Genomic DNA, 14,921 nt, shown 5'->3' on the forward strand with positions numbered 1-14,921 from the left:
CACGCCAGCGCGTTGCATCCGTCCTTGATGCGCCCGACATTGATCAGCGCGACGGCCCGACTGGCGCAGGTGCTGGGCACGCCGAAGTTGTGGCTATGGCTGCTCAGCGCGTCGAAGGTGCTCTGGCCCACGTCCTGGTTGGTGATGCAGTCGGCCAACTGCAACTGGCCCTTGCTGATCACCAGCTGTTCCACCTCGCTGCAGCGCGCATCCGACCAGTAGTCACCGACCACCACCGGATAAGGACTGGTGTGGCGGGTGATGCCTTTGCATACGGTCGGCAGGCCCTGGGCGAGCTTGTCGGCATACACGGTGTTCTGGCCGTCGCCTTCCCAAGCACCCAGGAACAGCACCAACGTGGAGCTGCAAAGCGCAATGGCGCCGGCGGCGATCTTGCCGCGCAGGCTCATGGCTTCACCTTCCAGTCGCGCAACATCTGGCGATACTTCGGAACCAACAGCAGGATCTGCAGCACCATGTAAACGGCAGTCAGCATGTAGGCGACAGCCGACCAGTCGACGGCCCCTGTCGCTCCAGTTGCCGCTACACCGATCGCAGGTGACGCCTTCGCCAGTGCGATGGCGGTGTCCTGGGCCGCCTGATTCGTGCTCATCGCTGCACTCCTTTCTCGAAAAAGGACTGGCACAGAACGCAGCGGGTTTTGCCGCCGAGCGCCTGGCGCGCTGCAGGAATCTCGTTATTACAGTCCTGGCAATGTGTAAGGCTTGGGCCCGCTGACTCACGCCGGGCCTGGGCCAACTGGGCGTTGATAGCCTGGTCCCGCTGACGTTGTTCCAGGGCTTGGGCGCGGTCGAACGGGCAAGTCATCAGCTCAGGCCCTCGATCTCGGTAGCGTCGAGGTACGGCACGCCGTTGATGCGGATAAAGTCCGGGCTGGTGACCTCAAACGGCACCTTGTGCTTGGTCTTCTCGCCGCCCTTGGGATCAATGCTCAGCAGGCTGGAGACCTTCAACTTGCAGCCGAAGGCCTCAATGCGCAGCTCGTCGTCGCCGGCCTTGGCAAAAAACACCGTGTCGAAGGGCGGCAGCTTGCGAAAGCTGCCTGCACTGCGCGCCGCCTCGATCAACAGATTGAAGTTGGTGGAATCCAGCTCCAGATCGCCAGCAGCCGCCACATCGCCGTCGACGTAGCCATCGGGTACGCCCCGGGTTTGCGCGGTTTTGCTGTTGTCGGTGATATCCAGGGTGCAGCTTTCGACGTGAACCAGCAGGTCGCCCAGGTTCACGTCAAAGTTCTTGCCGCCAATACGTGACATGGGGGGTTACTCCGAATCGTCGTTGGAAAGGTCCAGGGCGATGTTCGCCATGAGGTCTTTCGGGCAGTTGTGGGGCTTGAGCTTGATGAACGCCTCTACGGCGGTTTTGCTCTTCCAGACCAGCACGATGTCGCCATCCTTCGGCGACTCGATTTCGCCCGGGAACACCTGGCCGGCGAACTTCACCGACTTGGCCATACGGCGCAGGGGCGCCATCAGCGCGTTGATGTTCACGGCCATGCTGTTGGGGGTGCTGTTCAACCGGCGATCGGCCACGCGAAGGATCAGCAGCGGACGCACCAGGCGCGCCGCCTTGTCGGCCAGGCGCAGGTATTCAATGACCTGGTAGTCGCTGGCCGGGGTGTCCAACATGTTGCCGTCGCCCCAGTACACGCCTGGGTAATCGGGGTAGGTCTGAGAGACGGAAAAGCGGGCCTTATCCAGCTCGGCACGGATCGAGGACGGTAAAGGAATCCCCTCCTTGTCCGCTGGCACACTACCGAGGCCGAGAACGGCACCGGTGGCCACACGCATAGGGCTGTCAGCAATACTTACTGCTGCGTTGGCCAGGCGACCGGCCAACACGCCCAAGTCGTTGCCATGCAACTGGGGCACCACCAGGACGCGGGGCGCGGCCAGGTCGGCGGTGATCGCCTTCTGGTCCAGCAGGTATTCGTCCCAGGCCTGCAGCGGCGTCGGGCCGGCGGAAGCCGCCATGATGAATACGCGGCGCCCGTAGACGTTGCTCAGCGACACAGCTGCGTCGTGCATTGCCGCCAGCTCTTCGCCCTTGGTCACCGGCTTGGTGATAACCACAGCCTCTACGGAGAAACCCTGTTGTTGCGATGCTTCCAGCGCCGGTTGCCAATCACCTTCCGCGCCGATAGGCGCCGCCAGGCATGCCCAGCGATCGCCACCGTTCAGGCGCGCTGCAGTGATCTGGGCTTTCAGGTCACTGGGCTGCAGGCCCAGAGTGGCGTCCAAGTCGCTGTCGGTATTGAGCGCGACCAATTTGCCGGCGTTTTTCGTGCCGGGACCGATGAACAGGAAATAGCGTTCGATCTCAGTCACGGCGCCTTGGCCCAGATTGAGATTGTTAACGCTGACTTTGCCAAGTGCCATGCTGTGCCTCGTTAGCGGGGTGAATTAAGGATTTGTTGGAAGACCTGGTTAACCAGCTCGCGGGTTTCGCTCCCGGTCTCTACCCCGAGGAACTGGCGTTTTGGCAGGGTGATGTCCCAGCTTTGCGCGCCCGATGTCTGGGTTTTTTCATCGTTCAAAATGCGGATCAGCAAGCCGGCCTTGGCGTAGTTCACGTGTTCTTGAATCCATGCCACTGACGGCCTGGTCAGCGTCTTTTTGCCCTTCTGCCGGGTGCGAAACCCCAGCCGGCGTAAGCGCTTGGCTTGTTTGTCGGTGCAGGCGATTCCCGGCGGGACTTTGTTCCAGCGCCTCATCTGTGCAGCGGTGCGCCGCTCGCTGACGCCGTTGTGCTGCTGGGATGCGACCCACCGGGTAAGCGCGTTTTTCCAGCCCAGTTCGGCTTCATCGGAACTGACACGGGTGACCTGCAGCAGCTTGGCCAGACCGGCTTCCATCTTCTTTTTGCCCTTGGCAGACCCCTTGCGCTCGGCGAAGGGGCTGCCGTCCAGGTTCTTTTGTTCACGTACCCGCTTGCGGCTCATCGAGCGCACGCGTTTGGTCACGTTGTTCAACAACCGCCGGCGCAACTGGGGCGACAGATCAAGCAACGCCAACTGGGCGTCGACGTTGAGCAAACCCCTGATATCGAGGTCGAGCGGGCTAGCTGCCATGACCGACCTCGCCGTGTTCAGCGATCCACAGATCGAACGGCACAAAGGCCCAGGTCTTGTTGAAGGCCTCGATCTCGCCGGCGGGATCCTCAGCCAGGTATTGCGGCTCAACGAACTCCAGCGACAGCTCCACGTCGAAGCTGTCCTGGTCCAGGGGCTCAACGGCGAACAGTGGCGCCGGCAGGTCGTGGCGGTGGCGATCGGGATCGTGTGTTTCCAGCCAACTGCCCACCAGGGCCATCAGCCTCGCGGGGTGATCGGTGAAACGCTCCAGGGAGAACACAGCGCGATAGCGCATGTCACTCATGTGCAGGCCGTCGCGGTCGGGCTTCCAGATCAGTTCCAGGCTGACCTGTTCGGTCCAGCTGTCGAACTGCTCCGGGGCAACCAAGTTGCGGGCCATGAGGTAGGCGGTCAGCGCCTGCAGCTGGATCACTGCAATGACGCCGTGATGCGGCCACGGCCCTGCAGGGCTCGAACGGCCTGCTGGCTGAAGGCCAAGAATGTTTCAGCCCGCTCTGGGGCTTCCTTGCCGGTGTTCTCGGCGCTTTCCCTGCGGGTGACCGTGGCGAACTGCGGCAACAAATTGGCCTTGGTGCGGCAGTACACGGCGCGCTTGTACAGCTTCACCTTGAATGCACGCTCCGGCAGCAGCACCGTGTCCGCGGACTCAACATTCGTGATGCCGTAGGCCTGCCAGCGCGCCTTGCACTTGGCCAGGTCGCCGTTGACCTCGATCATGGCCATGGTCAAATCAGCGCCCAGCAGCTCTACCAGGTACTCCGCCGGCAGGCGGTATTCCTTCTGGAATTCAGACAGGGAAAGGTTCGGCCAAAAGCCGTCGTTCTCGATTGTCTGCTCCACAAAGGTGGTGGGTTTCCCGGAAAAGCTCATTGCTGGGCGCTCAAATAGGGCGGAGAGCCTGTTTTCAGTGGGACGGTCCATAAATGGGCGGCTCACTTCCACAGGTCCCCGCTGGGGGGGGTAGTCGGTTATTCGGTCGCCGGGTTAGCGGCCGCTTGTTTTGCCAAGGCCTTGCGAACCTTTTTGATGCGGGTGTCGTTGCCGGCCTGCGCATAAAGCTGAGTGGAGCGCTCCAAATGCTTAAGCGCGGTTTCCCACTGCTCGGCTTCCATGGCGCGCATGCCGATCAACTTGTGGTACTTGCTCGGGATCTGCTCCGTCAGGTTCCACTCGCCGTCTACACGCGGCAGCAGGTCGGACAGGTATGGCTCTGGAGAGCGACTGGCGTTGTATTCGGCGTAGGCCCACTCGCACACGGCATCTGCAACAAAGGTCTGGATATCCCGGCGCTTGAAGCGCTCCGGCATTTCCTGGCCCTGCTCCATCAGGAAGTCGGCCAGCTCCAGGGCGTCTTCGAACTGGGCGGTGTCGAACAGCCAGACCAAAACCTGCACCGCAACACGGTTGGGGAAGTTCAGCCCCGACTCGCAGTAGCGCTGGACGTATTCCTTGTATTTGGGCAGCAGCTCTTCACGCTTCAGCGCCTGGCGTCCGGCCAGGCCGTTGATAGCGCTGATTCGCGCCAGGTCCTGATCCAGTGCCGCTTCCTGTAACAGCAGATGCTTGCGCGCATTAGCGGGACTGCTCAGCGCATCGGCCGGGGAATAGGCCATGCCTGCAGCAGCGGCGAGCGCCGCTACTGCAGTGTTGCCCAAGGCCAGGGTGCGGCGCTTGTGCGCCAGGGCCAGGCTCACGCGACCACCAGCTCAACGTTTTCGGTGAACGCGATCTTTTCCAGTTGCTCGATCACGTAGCCTTCGTTGCGGCTGTTGTAGTCCTCGACGCGGGAGCGCTTCGGATTCTCGATCGTCTGCTTACGCCAGCTAGTGTCCTGGTAGTAAATCGAGAGGTTGTCCCAACTGGTGACCAGCACCGCGTTGACCGGAAAGTTCGGTACGCTGAACGCCGGCAGGCCGCCATAGGTCGCAATGACCTGAGCGTTTTCGATACGCTCCTTCTCGGTCGGGGTGTCGCCCTGTTTGGTGTACAACTTGGCCTTATCAGCGGCGAGCAAATCGGTGCCGATGATCGCGACCAGGTCGCCGTCTTCGCGCAGGATCTCGTCCACCATCTGCTTGGTGTCATGCACCAAGGCATCAAGGTTGGCGTAGTCGCCACCGGCGCCCAGCGTAACCTTACCGGCAGTCTTGCCCTCTTTGAGCACCTGCTGCGGGGCCTGCTCGCGAAGTTGCTGCAGCCAGCCTTTGTTCACGTCCTGCAGCTTGGGGAATTTTTCCAGATCAGTATCAACAGCAGCGTGAGTGCCGTGGAAGCCGATAACGATCCGATCTTGTGCGATACGCTTCTGCACGGCGGCGGAGTAGCGCTCTTTGAAGTCTGGAAACTTCGCCCAGGCGTCGATTTTGGCATACGGAAGACCAACGTCCGACTGTGTATCAGCCAGTTCGTATTGGGTGTTATCCAGCGCCGATGCGTCCTTGGCTTCGCGATCGGTTGTCTTGGTGTTGGTGCGGCCAGTGACCGGGCCGTTCACACCGATGAACACCTTCTCACCTTTGATCTCGCTGACCGGGGTGACGTTGATGCGCTCCAAGAAGTCGGCCTTAGCGGTGATCGCGTCGTTCAGCTCCTGAGCAATCGACGGTTCAACACTGAACATGCGGCTCGATCGTTCAACACCATAGGCTTCGGCGATTGCGGCCTGCAGCTCGGCATATTGTTTGGCGCCACGGGCGCTTAATGGCTGGGCCATGTCAGAGCACCTTGCGTCGTGGGGTGTTTACCGGGCCTGGATTGCGTGGCAACTGGCGACCGGTCGAGGTGTTCTGCAGTGCGGAAAATTGCTGCTCCAACTTCGCCATGCTGGCGAGCAATGCCTTGTTGGTGGCGCTGCCTTTACGGCTGAATTCGCGGTCGTCTTCGGCAGTGGTGACGATATCGTCAACAGCTGCTGCTACGTCGTCGATTGGGGCGGCTTCGGGCTCTGGGGCGTCTTCCGCGACGGGCTCAATCACAGCCTGAATGCCGGCAGCGACAATCAGCAATTGAGCCAGCAGGGCTTTAAGGGCCGTTGCTGTAGCTTCATCCATTGGGGGTTTGCTCTCGTTTGGGGTGGTGGGTTCGACGGGCTCGTCATCCGTGGAAAAGCGCTTGAACAAGCCAGCGAGCAAGCCGATAAGCTTGCCGACCTCGCTCTGTGGCTCAGCCTCAAAAGAGCCCAGTTCAACGGACGCGGCATAGAAAGAGTTTTTGTGGGTCTGCTTCGAAAAATAGAGTTCCTGGGAGCCCAGGCTGGCCGGCTCATCGGTGACGCCCAGACCTGTCAGGTAGGCTTTTCCGCTGCCGGCGAAGTTCGGGGTGATCTCGATGCTGGAGAAGAGCTTTTGGCCCTGATCATTCAGCTGCAGTAGGCGATCATTCGGCTTGAGCTGTGCCTCCAGAGCGATTTGCCCGGGCTCCAGATCTTCGCCCTCCTCCAACAAGCGCACGGCAAAGACGGTGCCGTGGGAACCGCTCCAACGTTCGTGGTCGCACCAGATCACTGCCGTATACTTCGAAGGCTTGTAGGTTTCAGCGATGTCGCGCAGTTCCTGGGGAAGGATCTCGCGACCATCGGCGGTAGTGCCGCTGGTGGCGACACGTTTCCAGTACGAAACAAGGGAACGGGGCATGGGCGTTAACTGCGCTCAATCGGTTGAATGAGCCGCCAAGATAGGGAGCCCCCAAGCCCTAAACAAACGGTTCAAATGCGCGTTTCTCCTAGATTCGGCATATAGGAGAAACGCGGAATTTAACCCCGCGTTTCCAGCGTTTTCGCCGCATAGACTGCGGCCCATGTACTACTCGACCGAAGTTAAAGAAGCCGCCAAACGCTTGTTTCTGCGCCGCTGTAAGGCCAAAGAAATTCAGGCGCAGCTCAACCTGCCCAACATCCGCATCGTCTACTACTGGATCCGCCAAGGTGGGTGGGAGGACATGCTGTCGGACGAAGAACCGCTGACCGCCGTTGGCCGGCGAATCACCCTCCTCCTGGACAAAGCCAGCAGCCTGACCAAGGACGAGCTGAACGAATTGGACCGGCTGACTACCGTTCGCGAGCGGCTGTTAAAGCAGGCGGTCAAACCGGCGCCGGCACCGATCGGGGAATCGGCCAGCGAGCCCCAGGAACGTCGCCCAGGTCAACGCAGCGAGCGCTCCAGCCGTGGAGATAGCGGTGCAAAGAAGCGCGAAAAGAAAGTGAAAAACGACGTCAGCGAGCTGACCGAAGTCGACTTCCTGGATAAGTTCATCAGCAAGATGTACCGCTATCAGCAGGAGCTGTTCGCGGCCAAGCAAAACCCGCTGACGTGCCGGATCCGCAACATCCTGAAAAGCCGCCAGGTCGGCCTGACGTACTACTTCGCCGGCGAAGCGTTCATGGACGCGGTGCTAACGGGCGACAACCAGGTGTTCCTGTCGGCCAGCCGCTCGCAGTCGGAAATCTTCCGCAGCTACATCATCCAGTTTGCAAAGCAGTGGTTTGACATCGAGCTGACCGGCAACCCGATCGCGCTCAGCAACGGCGCCGAACTGCGGTTTCTTAGCACCAACAGCAGCACCGCCCAGGGCTACCACGGCCATGTGTATGTGGACGAATATTTCTGGATTCGCGACTTCGAAAAACTCAGCACCGTGGCCAGCGCCATGGGCACCCACAAGAAGTGGCGCAAAACCTACTTCTCGACGCCCAGCGCCGTGTCGCACCAGGCCTACCCGTTCTGGTCCGGGGAGGAATTCCGCAACAGCAAGCGCGGCAAGAAGGCCGGCGGCACCTGGCCCGCCGAGGCGGCCTACACCCAGGGCGCGCTGTGCCCCGATGGCCAATGGCGTAAGACCATTACCATCGACGACGCTATCGCCGGCGGCTGCGATCTGTTCGACCTGGAGCAACTGCAGCTGGAGTACGACGAAGACAAATTCCAGCAACTGTTCTACTGCAAGTTCATCGACAGCAGCCAGAGCGCCTTCGGCCTCAAGGATCTGGAGCGGTGTTACTCCGATCTGTCGTTGTGGGAGGACTACAACCCAGAACTGGATCGCCCTTTCGGCAACAGCCCGGTGTGGCTTGGCTACGATCCCAGCCGGACCCGCGACGACGCCACATGCGTGGTGGTCGCCCCGCCGCTGGAGCCCGGGGCGAAGTTTCGAATCCTGGAGAAGCACAGCTGGCGGGGGCATTCGTTCACCTACCAGGCCGCCCAGGTCAAAAAGCTTACCGAGCGTTTCAACGTCCAACACATCGGGATCGATATTACCGGCGTGGGCTATGGCGTATTCGACCTGGTGCGCGACTTCTACGCGAAGGCAACGCCGATTCACTACAGCCTTGAGACCAAAAACACCCTGGTACTCAAGGCCCAGGACACGATCCAGGGCAGCCGCATTGAGTGGGACGCCGGCTGGACGGACATCGCCCAGGCGTTCCTAACCATCAAGCGCGGCACCACCAACAGCGGGCAGGTCACCTACAGCGCTTCGCGCACCGACGCCACCGGCCACGCCGATATCGCTTGGGCCGTCATGCACGCCCTGGCCAACGAACCCCTGAATACCAACAAGCGGCGCCGTAGCCGCTACGTCACGAGCGGAAACAATGCCCAAACCACAACGCAGAAAGCCCCAAGCCAGTCAGCAGGTACGACAGCAGCAGCCCATGCGGGCGTTCACGTTCGGGGAACCCGAACAGGTGCTGTCCGGCAACATCGGCGAGTATCTGGGGGTGTTTCTCAGCGACGACGGCGAAATCTACAAACCGCCGGTATCGCGGGCGGGCCTGGCCAAGTTGCTGCGCGCCAACGCGCACCACGGTGCCATTCCCAAGTTCAAACGCAACCTGCTGTTGCGTGAGTTCATCCCTTCCGAGGGCTGCAGCACACAGACCATGGGACGGGCGAGCCTGGATTACATGGTGTTCGGCGAGGCGTATTTCTATCGCGACACCAATGCCTTCGGCGAGGTGCTGGAGATGCAGCACCTGCCAGCGATCAACATGCGCGTGAAGGTCGACGGCGGTTTCAGGATGCTGCTACCGGACAGCAAGTTCATGGACTTCGACCAGGACGAAATTGAACACGTCCTGGACTACGACGTGGAACAGAACATCTACGGCGTGCCCGACTACCTGGGTGGCCTGCAGGCGCTGTTGCTCAACGAAGCCGCGACCCTGTTCCGCCGGCGTTACTACAGCAACGGCGCGCACGCGGGCTACATCTTCTACACCAACGACCCGGACCTGACCGAGGAAGACGAAGAGAACCTGCGCGCACAGATCAGCGCCAGCAAGGGCGTGGGCAACTTCCGCTCTATGTTCGTCAACATCCCGAACGGCAAGGAAAACGCGATCCAGATCATCCCTGTGGGCGACTTCCAGGCCAAGGACGAGCTGGAGAAGGTGAAGAACATTACCCGCAATGACGTGATCGCTGCTTGGCGCATGAACCCCGCCCTGGCCGGGATCATCCCGGAGAATAACGGCGGTTTTGGCGATATTGAGAAGATCGATCGCGTGTACACCAGCAACGAGATCAGACCGATCTGTCAGCTGTTCAGTCAGTTGAATGACAGCCTTCGATGCGACAGGCACATCAACTGGAAAAAGATAGATAACTCAGGGGAAAGCGTTATCTGAACGTTCAAAGATAGAGAAATATCCTGCACTACATGCGACCATAGTGGCAAATAGCTGCACCCTGGGGAGGGAATATGAGAGTTACTTGTAAATGCGGGCACAAAGGCCGGATTGCGTCGCGTGAGGTGCTATCTACCGACTTCGCGAAGCTTTATTGCCAGTGCCTTGATGCGAAGTGTGGGCACAGCTGGGTCGCAAATCTCACGTTCTCCCACACACTCAGCCCGTCTGCACAGACGTTCGACAGGCTGCTGATTGATCGTCTGCGAGACATGCCTAGAGCCCAGCAGCGGGAGCTATTCGAAAGGCTCGGATCGCAGGCAATCGCATGATCAAAACCGCCGACAATCGAGTGCCGGCGGCGCTGGGATCAGTCTTCGTCGGAATGATCCGGGTTGCTTATCAGCGCTTCGGTCAGTCTGCGCAATTGCTCTTGGTCGCGAAGGCTCAACTGACGATACAACCCAATCAGACGACGCTCGATTTGCGAAAGCTCATACCGCGCAGATGCTGCCATTTCAACGTAACCAACATCCGCGTTTGTGCGATCCAACATGCTTACCACTCCATTAAATCCATTGCTGTCGCAGTGATATGGGGGCAAGCGAGTGGCGAGACGGGAATGGAGGGATTAACCCACCCCTTTGGCAGCATCGTCAGCGATGGCTTTAAGAAAGCGCCGGATGGCTTTTTGATCGTCCACCGGAATGCTGCGGTACTGCTGAACAATGCTGTCCTCAACCTCAGACAACGCATCAACTGTCAGCGTGGTACGAGTTCCGCTCACGATGTAAAGCACGTCAAATCCGAGCGCGCTTGCAGCCATACTCAAGTAGGAGGCTGGCGCGTCACTGGCACCAGATTCGTAGTTTCCTTGAGTTCTTTTCGAGACACCAAGTTGTTCCGCAAGTTGATCTTGCGTCAGCCCAGCCTGGGCTCGCTGTTGGCGCAACCTTGCGCCAATCTCTTCGGAGAGTGTCAATATTTTTCCATCCAGATATTTACATTGGCAGATTTTTGCCACATCCTGCGCTTGTCATCACACGAAAACGCAAGGAATTGCACTATGCCCAACTCACCCATCACCGAGCAAGCTCGCCAGCAGGCGCGTGCATCCTTGGAGAAGCGTGGCCAGACTGCCAGAAATTTTGCTGAACGGAACAACCTCAACCCCAGCACCGTTTATGCGGTGCTGAATGGACAAAGCCAATGCCGTCGTGGGGAGGCTCATCGCGCAGCCGTATTACTCGGAATCAAAGACGGCGTGATCGAACAGTAATGGCCGGTGCACTGAGGGAACAGCAGAAGATGAAAAGTCAGGTTCTAAAAACACGACGTGAAGTCGTCAGTGCAATTATTTGCACCTTTGAAGGTGGCCGCGAACGCGCCGCCGCTCGCATCGGCCTACCTCTCAAGAAGTTTGATAACCACGCTTACGAGAACAATAACTGCCGTCCGCTGACAGACCTACAGATCTATCAGCTGGAACAAGTCACAGGCACCCAGCACCTGGCCAACTACGTAGCGGCCATGTACGGCGGCATGTTCGTGCCGGTCATCCAACCGGAAAACCTCGACAACGTTGAGATGTACGCACGGGCAGTGCAGACCTCAGCCAAACAGGGCACGGTCGACCAGGTTATCGCTCAGGCTATCGAAGACGGCGTAATCACCGAAGACGAGGCCGAATTGATACTGAACGCGCACGTCTTGCACATAGCTGCACGTACTGCCGAAATTCATGCCGCCATCGATCTCTACCGTGCCAAGTCTAGGAAAGGCCAATGAACACTCAAACCAATACCCTGGACTACAAGCAGTGTATGCAGAACGCTGCCATGGCGTTCCTTAAGCGCCACCAGGCCGAACACCTGGGCGATCTGTCGGCGCTACGCAACCGAGCAGTTATTCATCTGGTGGAGAACCTCGACGTGGCCGAACCGGTTGCAACCAAACTGACTGACCTTGCCCACATCGAGTTGTTGGACCTGGCGCGCCGCTAACGCTCCGCGAACTCGTAACACCTACCCCAACCAATCGCCGGCCCCACATCCGTGGGTTTGGGTGAGCTGCGCCCGAAATTGAGGTTTAACGATGGCAAACGCCGTAATTGTCACCACACAACTGCCCCCAGCCGAGGCCGAGGCGTTGCTGGCCGCGCTGCGTGAACAGTATCGCTTGAGCCTCAACGAACACTGGTACGCCGACCAATTCCGCCTTGTTGCGGCCGGTCTGCGCCACGGCGCGATTCTCGCCCACATCCCGGTCATGGCTGCGCAAAAACGCCTCATGGCAGCCCTGTCCCACAGCCTCAAAGCAGTGAAGTAACCCCATGAAAGAAGACCTTCGTCACGACGTGTTGCAACGCCTTCAGGCCGACTTTGGGCTCAAGCACCGCACGGGCACCGACTACATGCGCGGCGGCACCTGCCCGAAGTGCAAAAAGAAAGAACTGTATTCCCGCTTTGATACGCCATGGATGGTGATTTGTGGTCGCCCCGAAAAATGTGGTCACACCCTGCACGTAAAAGAGCTGTACGACGATCTGTTCGAAGACTGGAGCAAGCGAGCGCCGGCGACAGACCAGCATCCCAACGCAACTGCACGCGCCTACCTGGAGTTCGCCCGGGGCTTTCGGTTTGAGCTGATCCAGGGCTGGTTCACCCAGGAAACGTTCTACTCCGCTGAACACAACGCTGGCAGCGCAACGGTGCGCTTCGCTCTGGAAAAAGGCGGCTGGTGGGAACGCCTGATCGATCAGCCGCACCGCTTCGGCAAGATGAAAGCCCGCTTCAAATCCAAGGATAGCTATCGCGGCGTCTGGTGGTGCCCGCCCTGCGTCGACCTTCTTGAAGCCAAGGAAATCTGGATTGTTGAAGGTATCTTCGACGCCATCGCCCTGGTGCATAACGACATCGCGGCCGTATCGGCAATGTCGTCCAATGCGTTCCCTGGTGACTCACTCAAGGGCCTGATTAAGACCCGCGATGGCGGGAAGTTGCCCAAGCTGGTCTGGGCGCTTGATAACGAGCCCAGCGCCAACGCCTACACCCGACGTTGGGTGCGCGAAGCCCGTGCCCTGGGCTTCGTCTGTGAGTCTGCGCAGATCCCGCAACGCGACGGTCGCAAGTCAGACTGGAACGATCTTCATCAGCGCTGGAGCTTCATCCACGACGACACCAAGCGCGCCGAACAGATCGCTGCTGACCTCAAGCAAGCCCGGCACCAGGGCGCCCTGCTGCTGGCCGAGAGCGCAGCGGAAAAGGCCTTGCTGATGTACGACTGGAACAAGCGCGGGGAATTTCACCTGGGCTTTGCCAACCGCCTGTACTGGTTCAAGTTGGACATGGAGAAGTTCAACCGGGCCATGTCCGACATCGAGGACAGCGAGAATCACGACGACCAGTTGCTCAACCAGGCACAACAGCGCGAAAAGGCGCTGCAGCAATCCGGCAGTGTTGTGGAGATTGCCAACTGCTACCCGCAAGCCCTTTATTTCCAGCGCAACGAAGTAACGGACGAGTCCTGGTACTACCTGCGCGTGGACTTCCCGCACGACTCCGAAAGCGTGAAAAACACTTTCACCAGCGGCCAACTGTCGGCCGCGAGCGAATTCAAAAAGCGACTGCTCGGCATGGCGGCAGGTGCGATGTTTACCGGCAGTGGCCAGCAGCTCGATAAGCTCATGAAGGACCAACTGTTCGGCATCAAAACTGTGTCGACCATCGACTACGTGGGCTACAGCAAGGAATACGCCTGCTACGTCTACGGTGACATCGCGATCAAGGACGGCACCACCTACAAGGTCAACAGCGAAGACTATTTCGAGTTCGGCAAGCTGCGCCTGAAAACCCTGCAGAAAGGCGTCCCCATAAAGCTGCAGCGCGAAGCAAAGGGCTTTGATGAAAAGTGGGTGCAACTGCTGTGGACCTGTTTCGGCGCCCAGGGCTTCGTCGCGCTGGTGTTCTTCTTCGGCTCGCTGTTCTGCGAACAGATCCGCGCCCGTTACCAGTCCTTCCCGTTCCTAGAGGCCACCGGTGAGGCCGGCGCCGGTAAAACCACCCTGCTGAACCTGCTATGGAAGTTACTCGGCCGCGAAGGCTATGAGGGCTTCGACCCCATGAAATCGACCAAGGCCGGACGCTCGCGCCTGATGGGCCAGGTCTCTGGCATGCCGGTTGTGTTCCTGGAAGCAGATCGCCACAGCGATGATCGAGCGCACGCTAAAACCTTTGAGTGGGACGAGCTGAAAGACTTCTTCGGCGGGGGAACCCTGGCTACGAAGGGCGTCAAGACGGCCGGTAACGAGACGTACGAGCCACCATTCCGGGGAACGATCGCAATCAGCCAGAACGCGGCCGTGGTCGCTCACGAAGCGATTATGACGCGAATTGTGAAACTGCACTTTGTACGCCCGACCGTAACACCAGAAAGCCGCGCTGCAGCTGATCAGTTAAACGCTTTGGACGGCGGCACCCTCAGCCACTTCTTATTGCGGGCTGTAGGCAAAGAGTCCGAGGTGCTTGAGCTGTTCGCCCAGCGTATGCCCGAACACGAAGCGAAGCTGCGTCGCCTCCATACCCAATGCTTTGCCTGCGGCACCGCCTATACCAGCGATCAGGGCAACTGCAGCAGTTGCGGCTATGACTTGCGCGGTTACCTCCGTGTCGAGCGCATCAGCAAGAACCACGCGCAACTGCTCTCGCTGTTGGATTGCCTGCGCCTGCTGCTGAAATTAAGCGACCCCCAAGTCGCTGCCACCCAGCGCCAGATTGTGCGGATGGCCATCGAACGCCAGGCCTCGATCAGTTCCGACCATTCGGCCGTGGCCGAGTTTTGGGAGGTGTACGACTACCTCGAATCCTTGAGCGAAGACCCGGTGGTGAACCACAGCAGCGACCCCACCGTGATAGCTATCAACCTCAACGAATTTAGCGAGCGCGCCGCTGAACACAAACAGAAGTTAGCCGACGTGGCTACGTTACGCGATCTGCTTAAAGAGTCACGTTCCCGCAAGTTTCTAGACAGCAACAAGGCGGTACACAGCGCAGTTCGCACTGCGATGAACAGCAAAACACCACTGGCGCCAGGTCGCCCCACGACAGTCAAGTGCTGGATTTTCAAAGCGTAAGGGAGGCTACAACGATGCAAATCCAAGTTTTTATGGACAATGCTGGT

General features: G+C 59.4%; 21 protein-coding genes. 8 read left to right on the forward strand and 13 right to left on the reverse strand.

Features of this window, described 5'->3' with window-relative positions; translation table 11 throughout:
* The 11 genes from HX846_RS05790 to HX846_RS05840 form a co-directional block, all read right to left on the reverse strand.
* The coding region (locus tag HX846_RS05790; RefSeq protein ID WP_178965108.1) for a lysozyme at positions 1 to 410 on the reverse strand (410 nt) is incomplete at its 3' end.
* Complete coding sequence (locus HX846_RS05795; RefSeq protein ID WP_063033543.1) at positions 407 to 613, reverse strand: hypothetical protein; 207 nt, start codon at positions 611 to 613, stop codon at positions 407 to 409. The genes HX846_RS05795 and HX846_RS05790, both read right to left, overlap by 4 nt.
* Positions 610 to 828, reverse strand: coding sequence for a TraR/DksA family transcriptional regulator (locus HX846_RS05800; RefSeq protein WP_063033544.1), 219 nt, complete (start codon positions 826 to 828; stop codon positions 610 to 612). Before HX846_RS05800 ends, HX846_RS05795 begins: the two co-directional genes overlap by 4 nt.
* A complete protein-coding gene (locus HX846_RS05805; protein WP_063033545.1) occupies positions 828 to 1,277 on the reverse strand; it encodes a phage protein in 450 nt (149 codons plus the stop codon). Before HX846_RS05805 ends, HX846_RS05800 begins: the two co-directional genes overlap by 1 nt.
* A gap of 6 nt (positions 1,278 to 1,283) precedes the next feature.
* Positions 1,284 to 2,399, reverse strand: a complete 1,116-nt coding sequence (locus tag HX846_RS05810; protein WP_178965109.1) for a DUF2586 domain-containing protein — start codon at positions 2,397 to 2,399, stop codon at positions 1,284 to 1,286.
* 11 nt (positions 2,400 to 2,410) lie between these two features.
* Positions 2,411 to 3,091 carry a virion morphogenesis protein gene (locus HX846_RS05815; RefSeq protein WP_178965110.1) on the reverse strand — a complete coding sequence of 227 codons (681 nt, stop codon included), beginning with the start codon at positions 3,089 to 3,091 and terminating at the stop codon, positions 2,411 to 2,413.
* Entirely contained in the window at positions 3,081 to 3,527 is a 447-nt protein-coding gene (locus tag HX846_RS05820; RefSeq protein WP_178965111.1) for a phage tail protein, read from the reverse strand. Before HX846_RS05820 ends, HX846_RS05815 begins: the two co-directional genes overlap by 11 nt.
* Positions 3,524 to 3,985 carry a head completion/stabilization protein gene (locus HX846_RS05825; RefSeq protein ID WP_178965112.1) on the reverse strand — a complete coding sequence of 154 codons (462 nt, stop codon included), beginning with the start codon at positions 3,983 to 3,985 and terminating at the stop codon, positions 3,524 to 3,526. The genes HX846_RS05820 and HX846_RS05825 overlap by 4 nt, the downstream gene beginning before the upstream one ends.
* Positions 3,986 to 4,083: 98 nt before the next feature.
* Complete coding sequence (gpM, locus tag HX846_RS05830) at positions 4,084 to 4,809, reverse strand: phage terminase small subunit (RefSeq protein WP_178965113.1); 726 nt, start codon at positions 4,807 to 4,809, stop codon at positions 4,084 to 4,086.
* On the reverse strand, positions 4,806 to 5,828 hold the full coding sequence (locus HX846_RS05835) for a phage major capsid protein, P2 family (protein ID WP_099312194.1): 1,023 nt from the start codon (positions 5,826 to 5,828) through the stop codon (positions 4,806 to 4,808). Before HX846_RS05835 ends, gpM begins: the two co-directional genes overlap by 4 nt.
* Position 5,829: 1 nt before the next feature.
* On the reverse strand, positions 5,830 to 6,747 hold the full coding sequence (locus HX846_RS05840) for a GPO family capsid scaffolding protein (RefSeq protein WP_178965114.1): 918 nt from the start codon (positions 6,745 to 6,747) through the stop codon (positions 5,830 to 5,832).
* 163 nt (positions 6,748 to 6,910) lie between these two features.
* Here HX846_RS05840 and HX846_RS05845 point away from each other — a divergent pair, with 163 nt between their 5' ends.
* From HX846_RS05845 to HX846_RS05855, 3 genes are all read left to right on the forward strand, one after another.
* Entirely contained in the window at positions 6,911 to 8,962 is a 2,052-nt protein-coding gene (locus HX846_RS05845) for a terminase large subunit domain-containing protein (protein WP_178965115.1), read from the forward strand.
* Positions 8,901 to 9,743, forward strand: coding sequence for a phage portal protein (locus HX846_RS05850; RefSeq protein WP_256739781.1), 843 nt, complete (start codon positions 8,901 to 8,903; stop codon positions 9,741 to 9,743). The genes HX846_RS05845 and HX846_RS05850 overlap by 62 nt, the downstream gene beginning before the upstream one ends.
* A 74-nt stretch (positions 9,744 to 9,817) precedes the next feature.
* Entirely contained in the window at positions 9,818 to 10,075 is a 258-nt protein-coding gene (locus tag HX846_RS05855) for an ogr/Delta-like zinc finger family protein (RefSeq protein ID WP_178965116.1), read from the forward strand.
* 38 nt (positions 10,076 to 10,113) lie between these two features.
* Here HX846_RS05855 and HX846_RS05860 read toward each other — a convergent pair whose 3' ends face one another.
* Positions 10,114 to 10,299 (reverse strand): hypothetical protein, encoded by a 186-nt coding sequence (locus tag HX846_RS05860; RefSeq protein ID WP_178965117.1) that lies wholly within the window; start codon positions 10,297 to 10,299, stop codon positions 10,114 to 10,116.
* 75 nt (positions 10,300 to 10,374) lie between these two features.
* Complete coding sequence (locus HX846_RS05865) at positions 10,375 to 10,767, reverse strand: helix-turn-helix transcriptional regulator (protein WP_256739780.1); 393 nt, start codon at positions 10,765 to 10,767, stop codon at positions 10,375 to 10,377.
* Positions 10,768 to 10,809: 42 nt separating this feature from the next.
* Between HX846_RS05865 and HX846_RS05870 the strand changes: the two genes are divergently transcribed.
* The 5 genes from HX846_RS05870 (at position 10,810) to HX846_RS05890 (ending at position 14,874) form a co-directional block, all read left to right on the forward strand.
* Complete coding sequence (locus HX846_RS05870) at positions 10,810 to 11,022, forward strand: DNA-binding protein (RefSeq protein ID WP_106576223.1); 213 nt, start codon at positions 10,810 to 10,812, stop codon at positions 11,020 to 11,022.
* A 29-nt stretch (positions 11,023 to 11,051) separates the two neighbouring features.
* Entirely contained in the window at positions 11,052 to 11,531 is a 480-nt protein-coding gene (locus tag HX846_RS05875) for a YmfL family putative regulatory protein (protein ID WP_306173110.1), read from the forward strand.
* Positions 11,528 to 11,746, forward strand: coding sequence for a hypothetical protein (locus tag HX846_RS05880; RefSeq protein WP_178965119.1), 219 nt, complete (start codon positions 11,528 to 11,530; stop codon positions 11,744 to 11,746). Before HX846_RS05875 ends, HX846_RS05880 begins: the two co-directional genes overlap by 4 nt.
* Positions 11,747 to 11,837: 91 nt before the next feature.
* On the forward strand, positions 11,838 to 12,071 hold the full coding sequence (locus HX846_RS05885) for a hypothetical protein (RefSeq protein WP_178965120.1): 234 nt from the start codon (positions 11,838 to 11,840) through the stop codon (positions 12,069 to 12,071).
* Positions 12,072 to 12,075: 4 nt separating this feature from the next.
* Positions 12,076 to 14,874 carry a toprim domain-containing protein gene (locus HX846_RS05890; protein ID WP_178965121.1) on the forward strand — a complete coding sequence of 933 codons (2,799 nt, stop codon included), beginning with the start codon at positions 12,076 to 12,078 and terminating at the stop codon, positions 14,872 to 14,874.
* Positions 14,875 to 14,921 lie beyond the last annotated feature (47 nt).

This window comes from Pseudomonas sp. K5002 (genome assembly GCF_013386655.1).
In the GTDB taxonomy this organism is placed as follows: domain Bacteria; phylum Pseudomonadota; class Gammaproteobacteria; order Pseudomonadales; family Pseudomonadaceae; genus Aquipseudomonas.

What these genes read in the sequence shown, in the direction of transcription:
- HX846_RS05860 (WP_178965117.1), bottom strand. Translation starts at nt 10,299, where the DNA reads ATGTTGGATCGCACAAACGCGGATGTTGGTTACGTTGAAATGGCAGCA.
- HX846_RS05835 (WP_099312194.1), bottom strand. Translation starts at nt 5,828, where the DNA reads ATGGCCCAGCCATTAAGCGCCCGTGGCGCCAAACAATATGCCGAGCTG.
- HX846_RS05800 (WP_063033544.1), bottom strand. Translation starts at nt 828, where the DNA reads ATGACTTGCCCGTTCGACCGCGCCCAAGCCCTGGAACAACGTCAGCGG.
- HX846_RS05875 (WP_306173110.1), top strand. Translation starts at nt 11,052, where the DNA reads ATGAAAAGTCAGGTTCTAAAAACACGACGTGAAGTCGTCAGTGCAATT.
- HX846_RS05890 (WP_178965121.1), top strand. Translation starts at nt 12,076, where the DNA reads ATGAAAGAAGACCTTCGTCACGACGTGTTGCAACGCCTTCAGGCCGAC.
- HX846_RS05795 (WP_063033543.1), bottom strand. Translation starts at nt 613, where the DNA reads ATGAGCACGAATCAGGCGGCCCAGGACACCGCCATCGCACTGGCGAAG.
- HX846_RS05880 (WP_178965119.1), top strand. Translation starts at nt 11,528, where the DNA reads ATGAACACTCAAACCAATACCCTGGACTACAAGCAGTGTATGCAGAAC.
- HX846_RS05845 (WP_178965115.1), top strand. Translation starts at nt 6,911, where the DNA reads ATGTACTACTCGACCGAAGTTAAAGAAGCCGCCAAACGCTTGTTTCTG.
- HX846_RS05870 (WP_106576223.1), top strand. Translation starts at nt 10,810, where the DNA reads ATGCCCAACTCACCCATCACCGAGCAAGCTCGCCAGCAGGCGCGTGCA.
- HX846_RS05810 (WP_178965109.1), bottom strand. Translation starts at nt 2,399, where the DNA reads ATGGCACTTGGCAAAGTCAGCGTTAACAATCTCAATCTGGGCCAAGGC.
- HX846_RS05815 (WP_178965110.1), bottom strand. Translation starts at nt 3,091, where the DNA reads ATGGCAGCTAGCCCGCTCGACCTCGATATCAGGGGTTTGCTCAACGTC.
- HX846_RS05840 (WP_178965114.1), bottom strand. Translation starts at nt 6,747, where the DNA reads ATGCCCCGTTCCCTTGTTTCGTACTGGAAACGTGTCGCCACCAGCGGC.
- HX846_RS05805 (WP_063033545.1), bottom strand. Translation starts at nt 1,277, where the DNA reads ATGTCACGTATTGGCGGCAAGAACTTTGACGTGAACCTGGGCGACCTG.
- HX846_RS05885 (WP_178965120.1), top strand. Translation starts at nt 11,838, where the DNA reads ATGGCAAACGCCGTAATTGTCACCACACAACTGCCCCCAGCCGAGGCC.
- HX846_RS05855 (WP_178965116.1), top strand. Translation starts at nt 9,818, where the DNA reads ATGAGAGTTACTTGTAAATGCGGGCACAAAGGCCGGATTGCGTCGCGT.
- HX846_RS05825 (WP_178965112.1), bottom strand. Translation starts at nt 3,985, where the DNA reads ATGAGCTTTTCCGGGAAACCCACCACCTTTGTGGAGCAGACAATCGAG.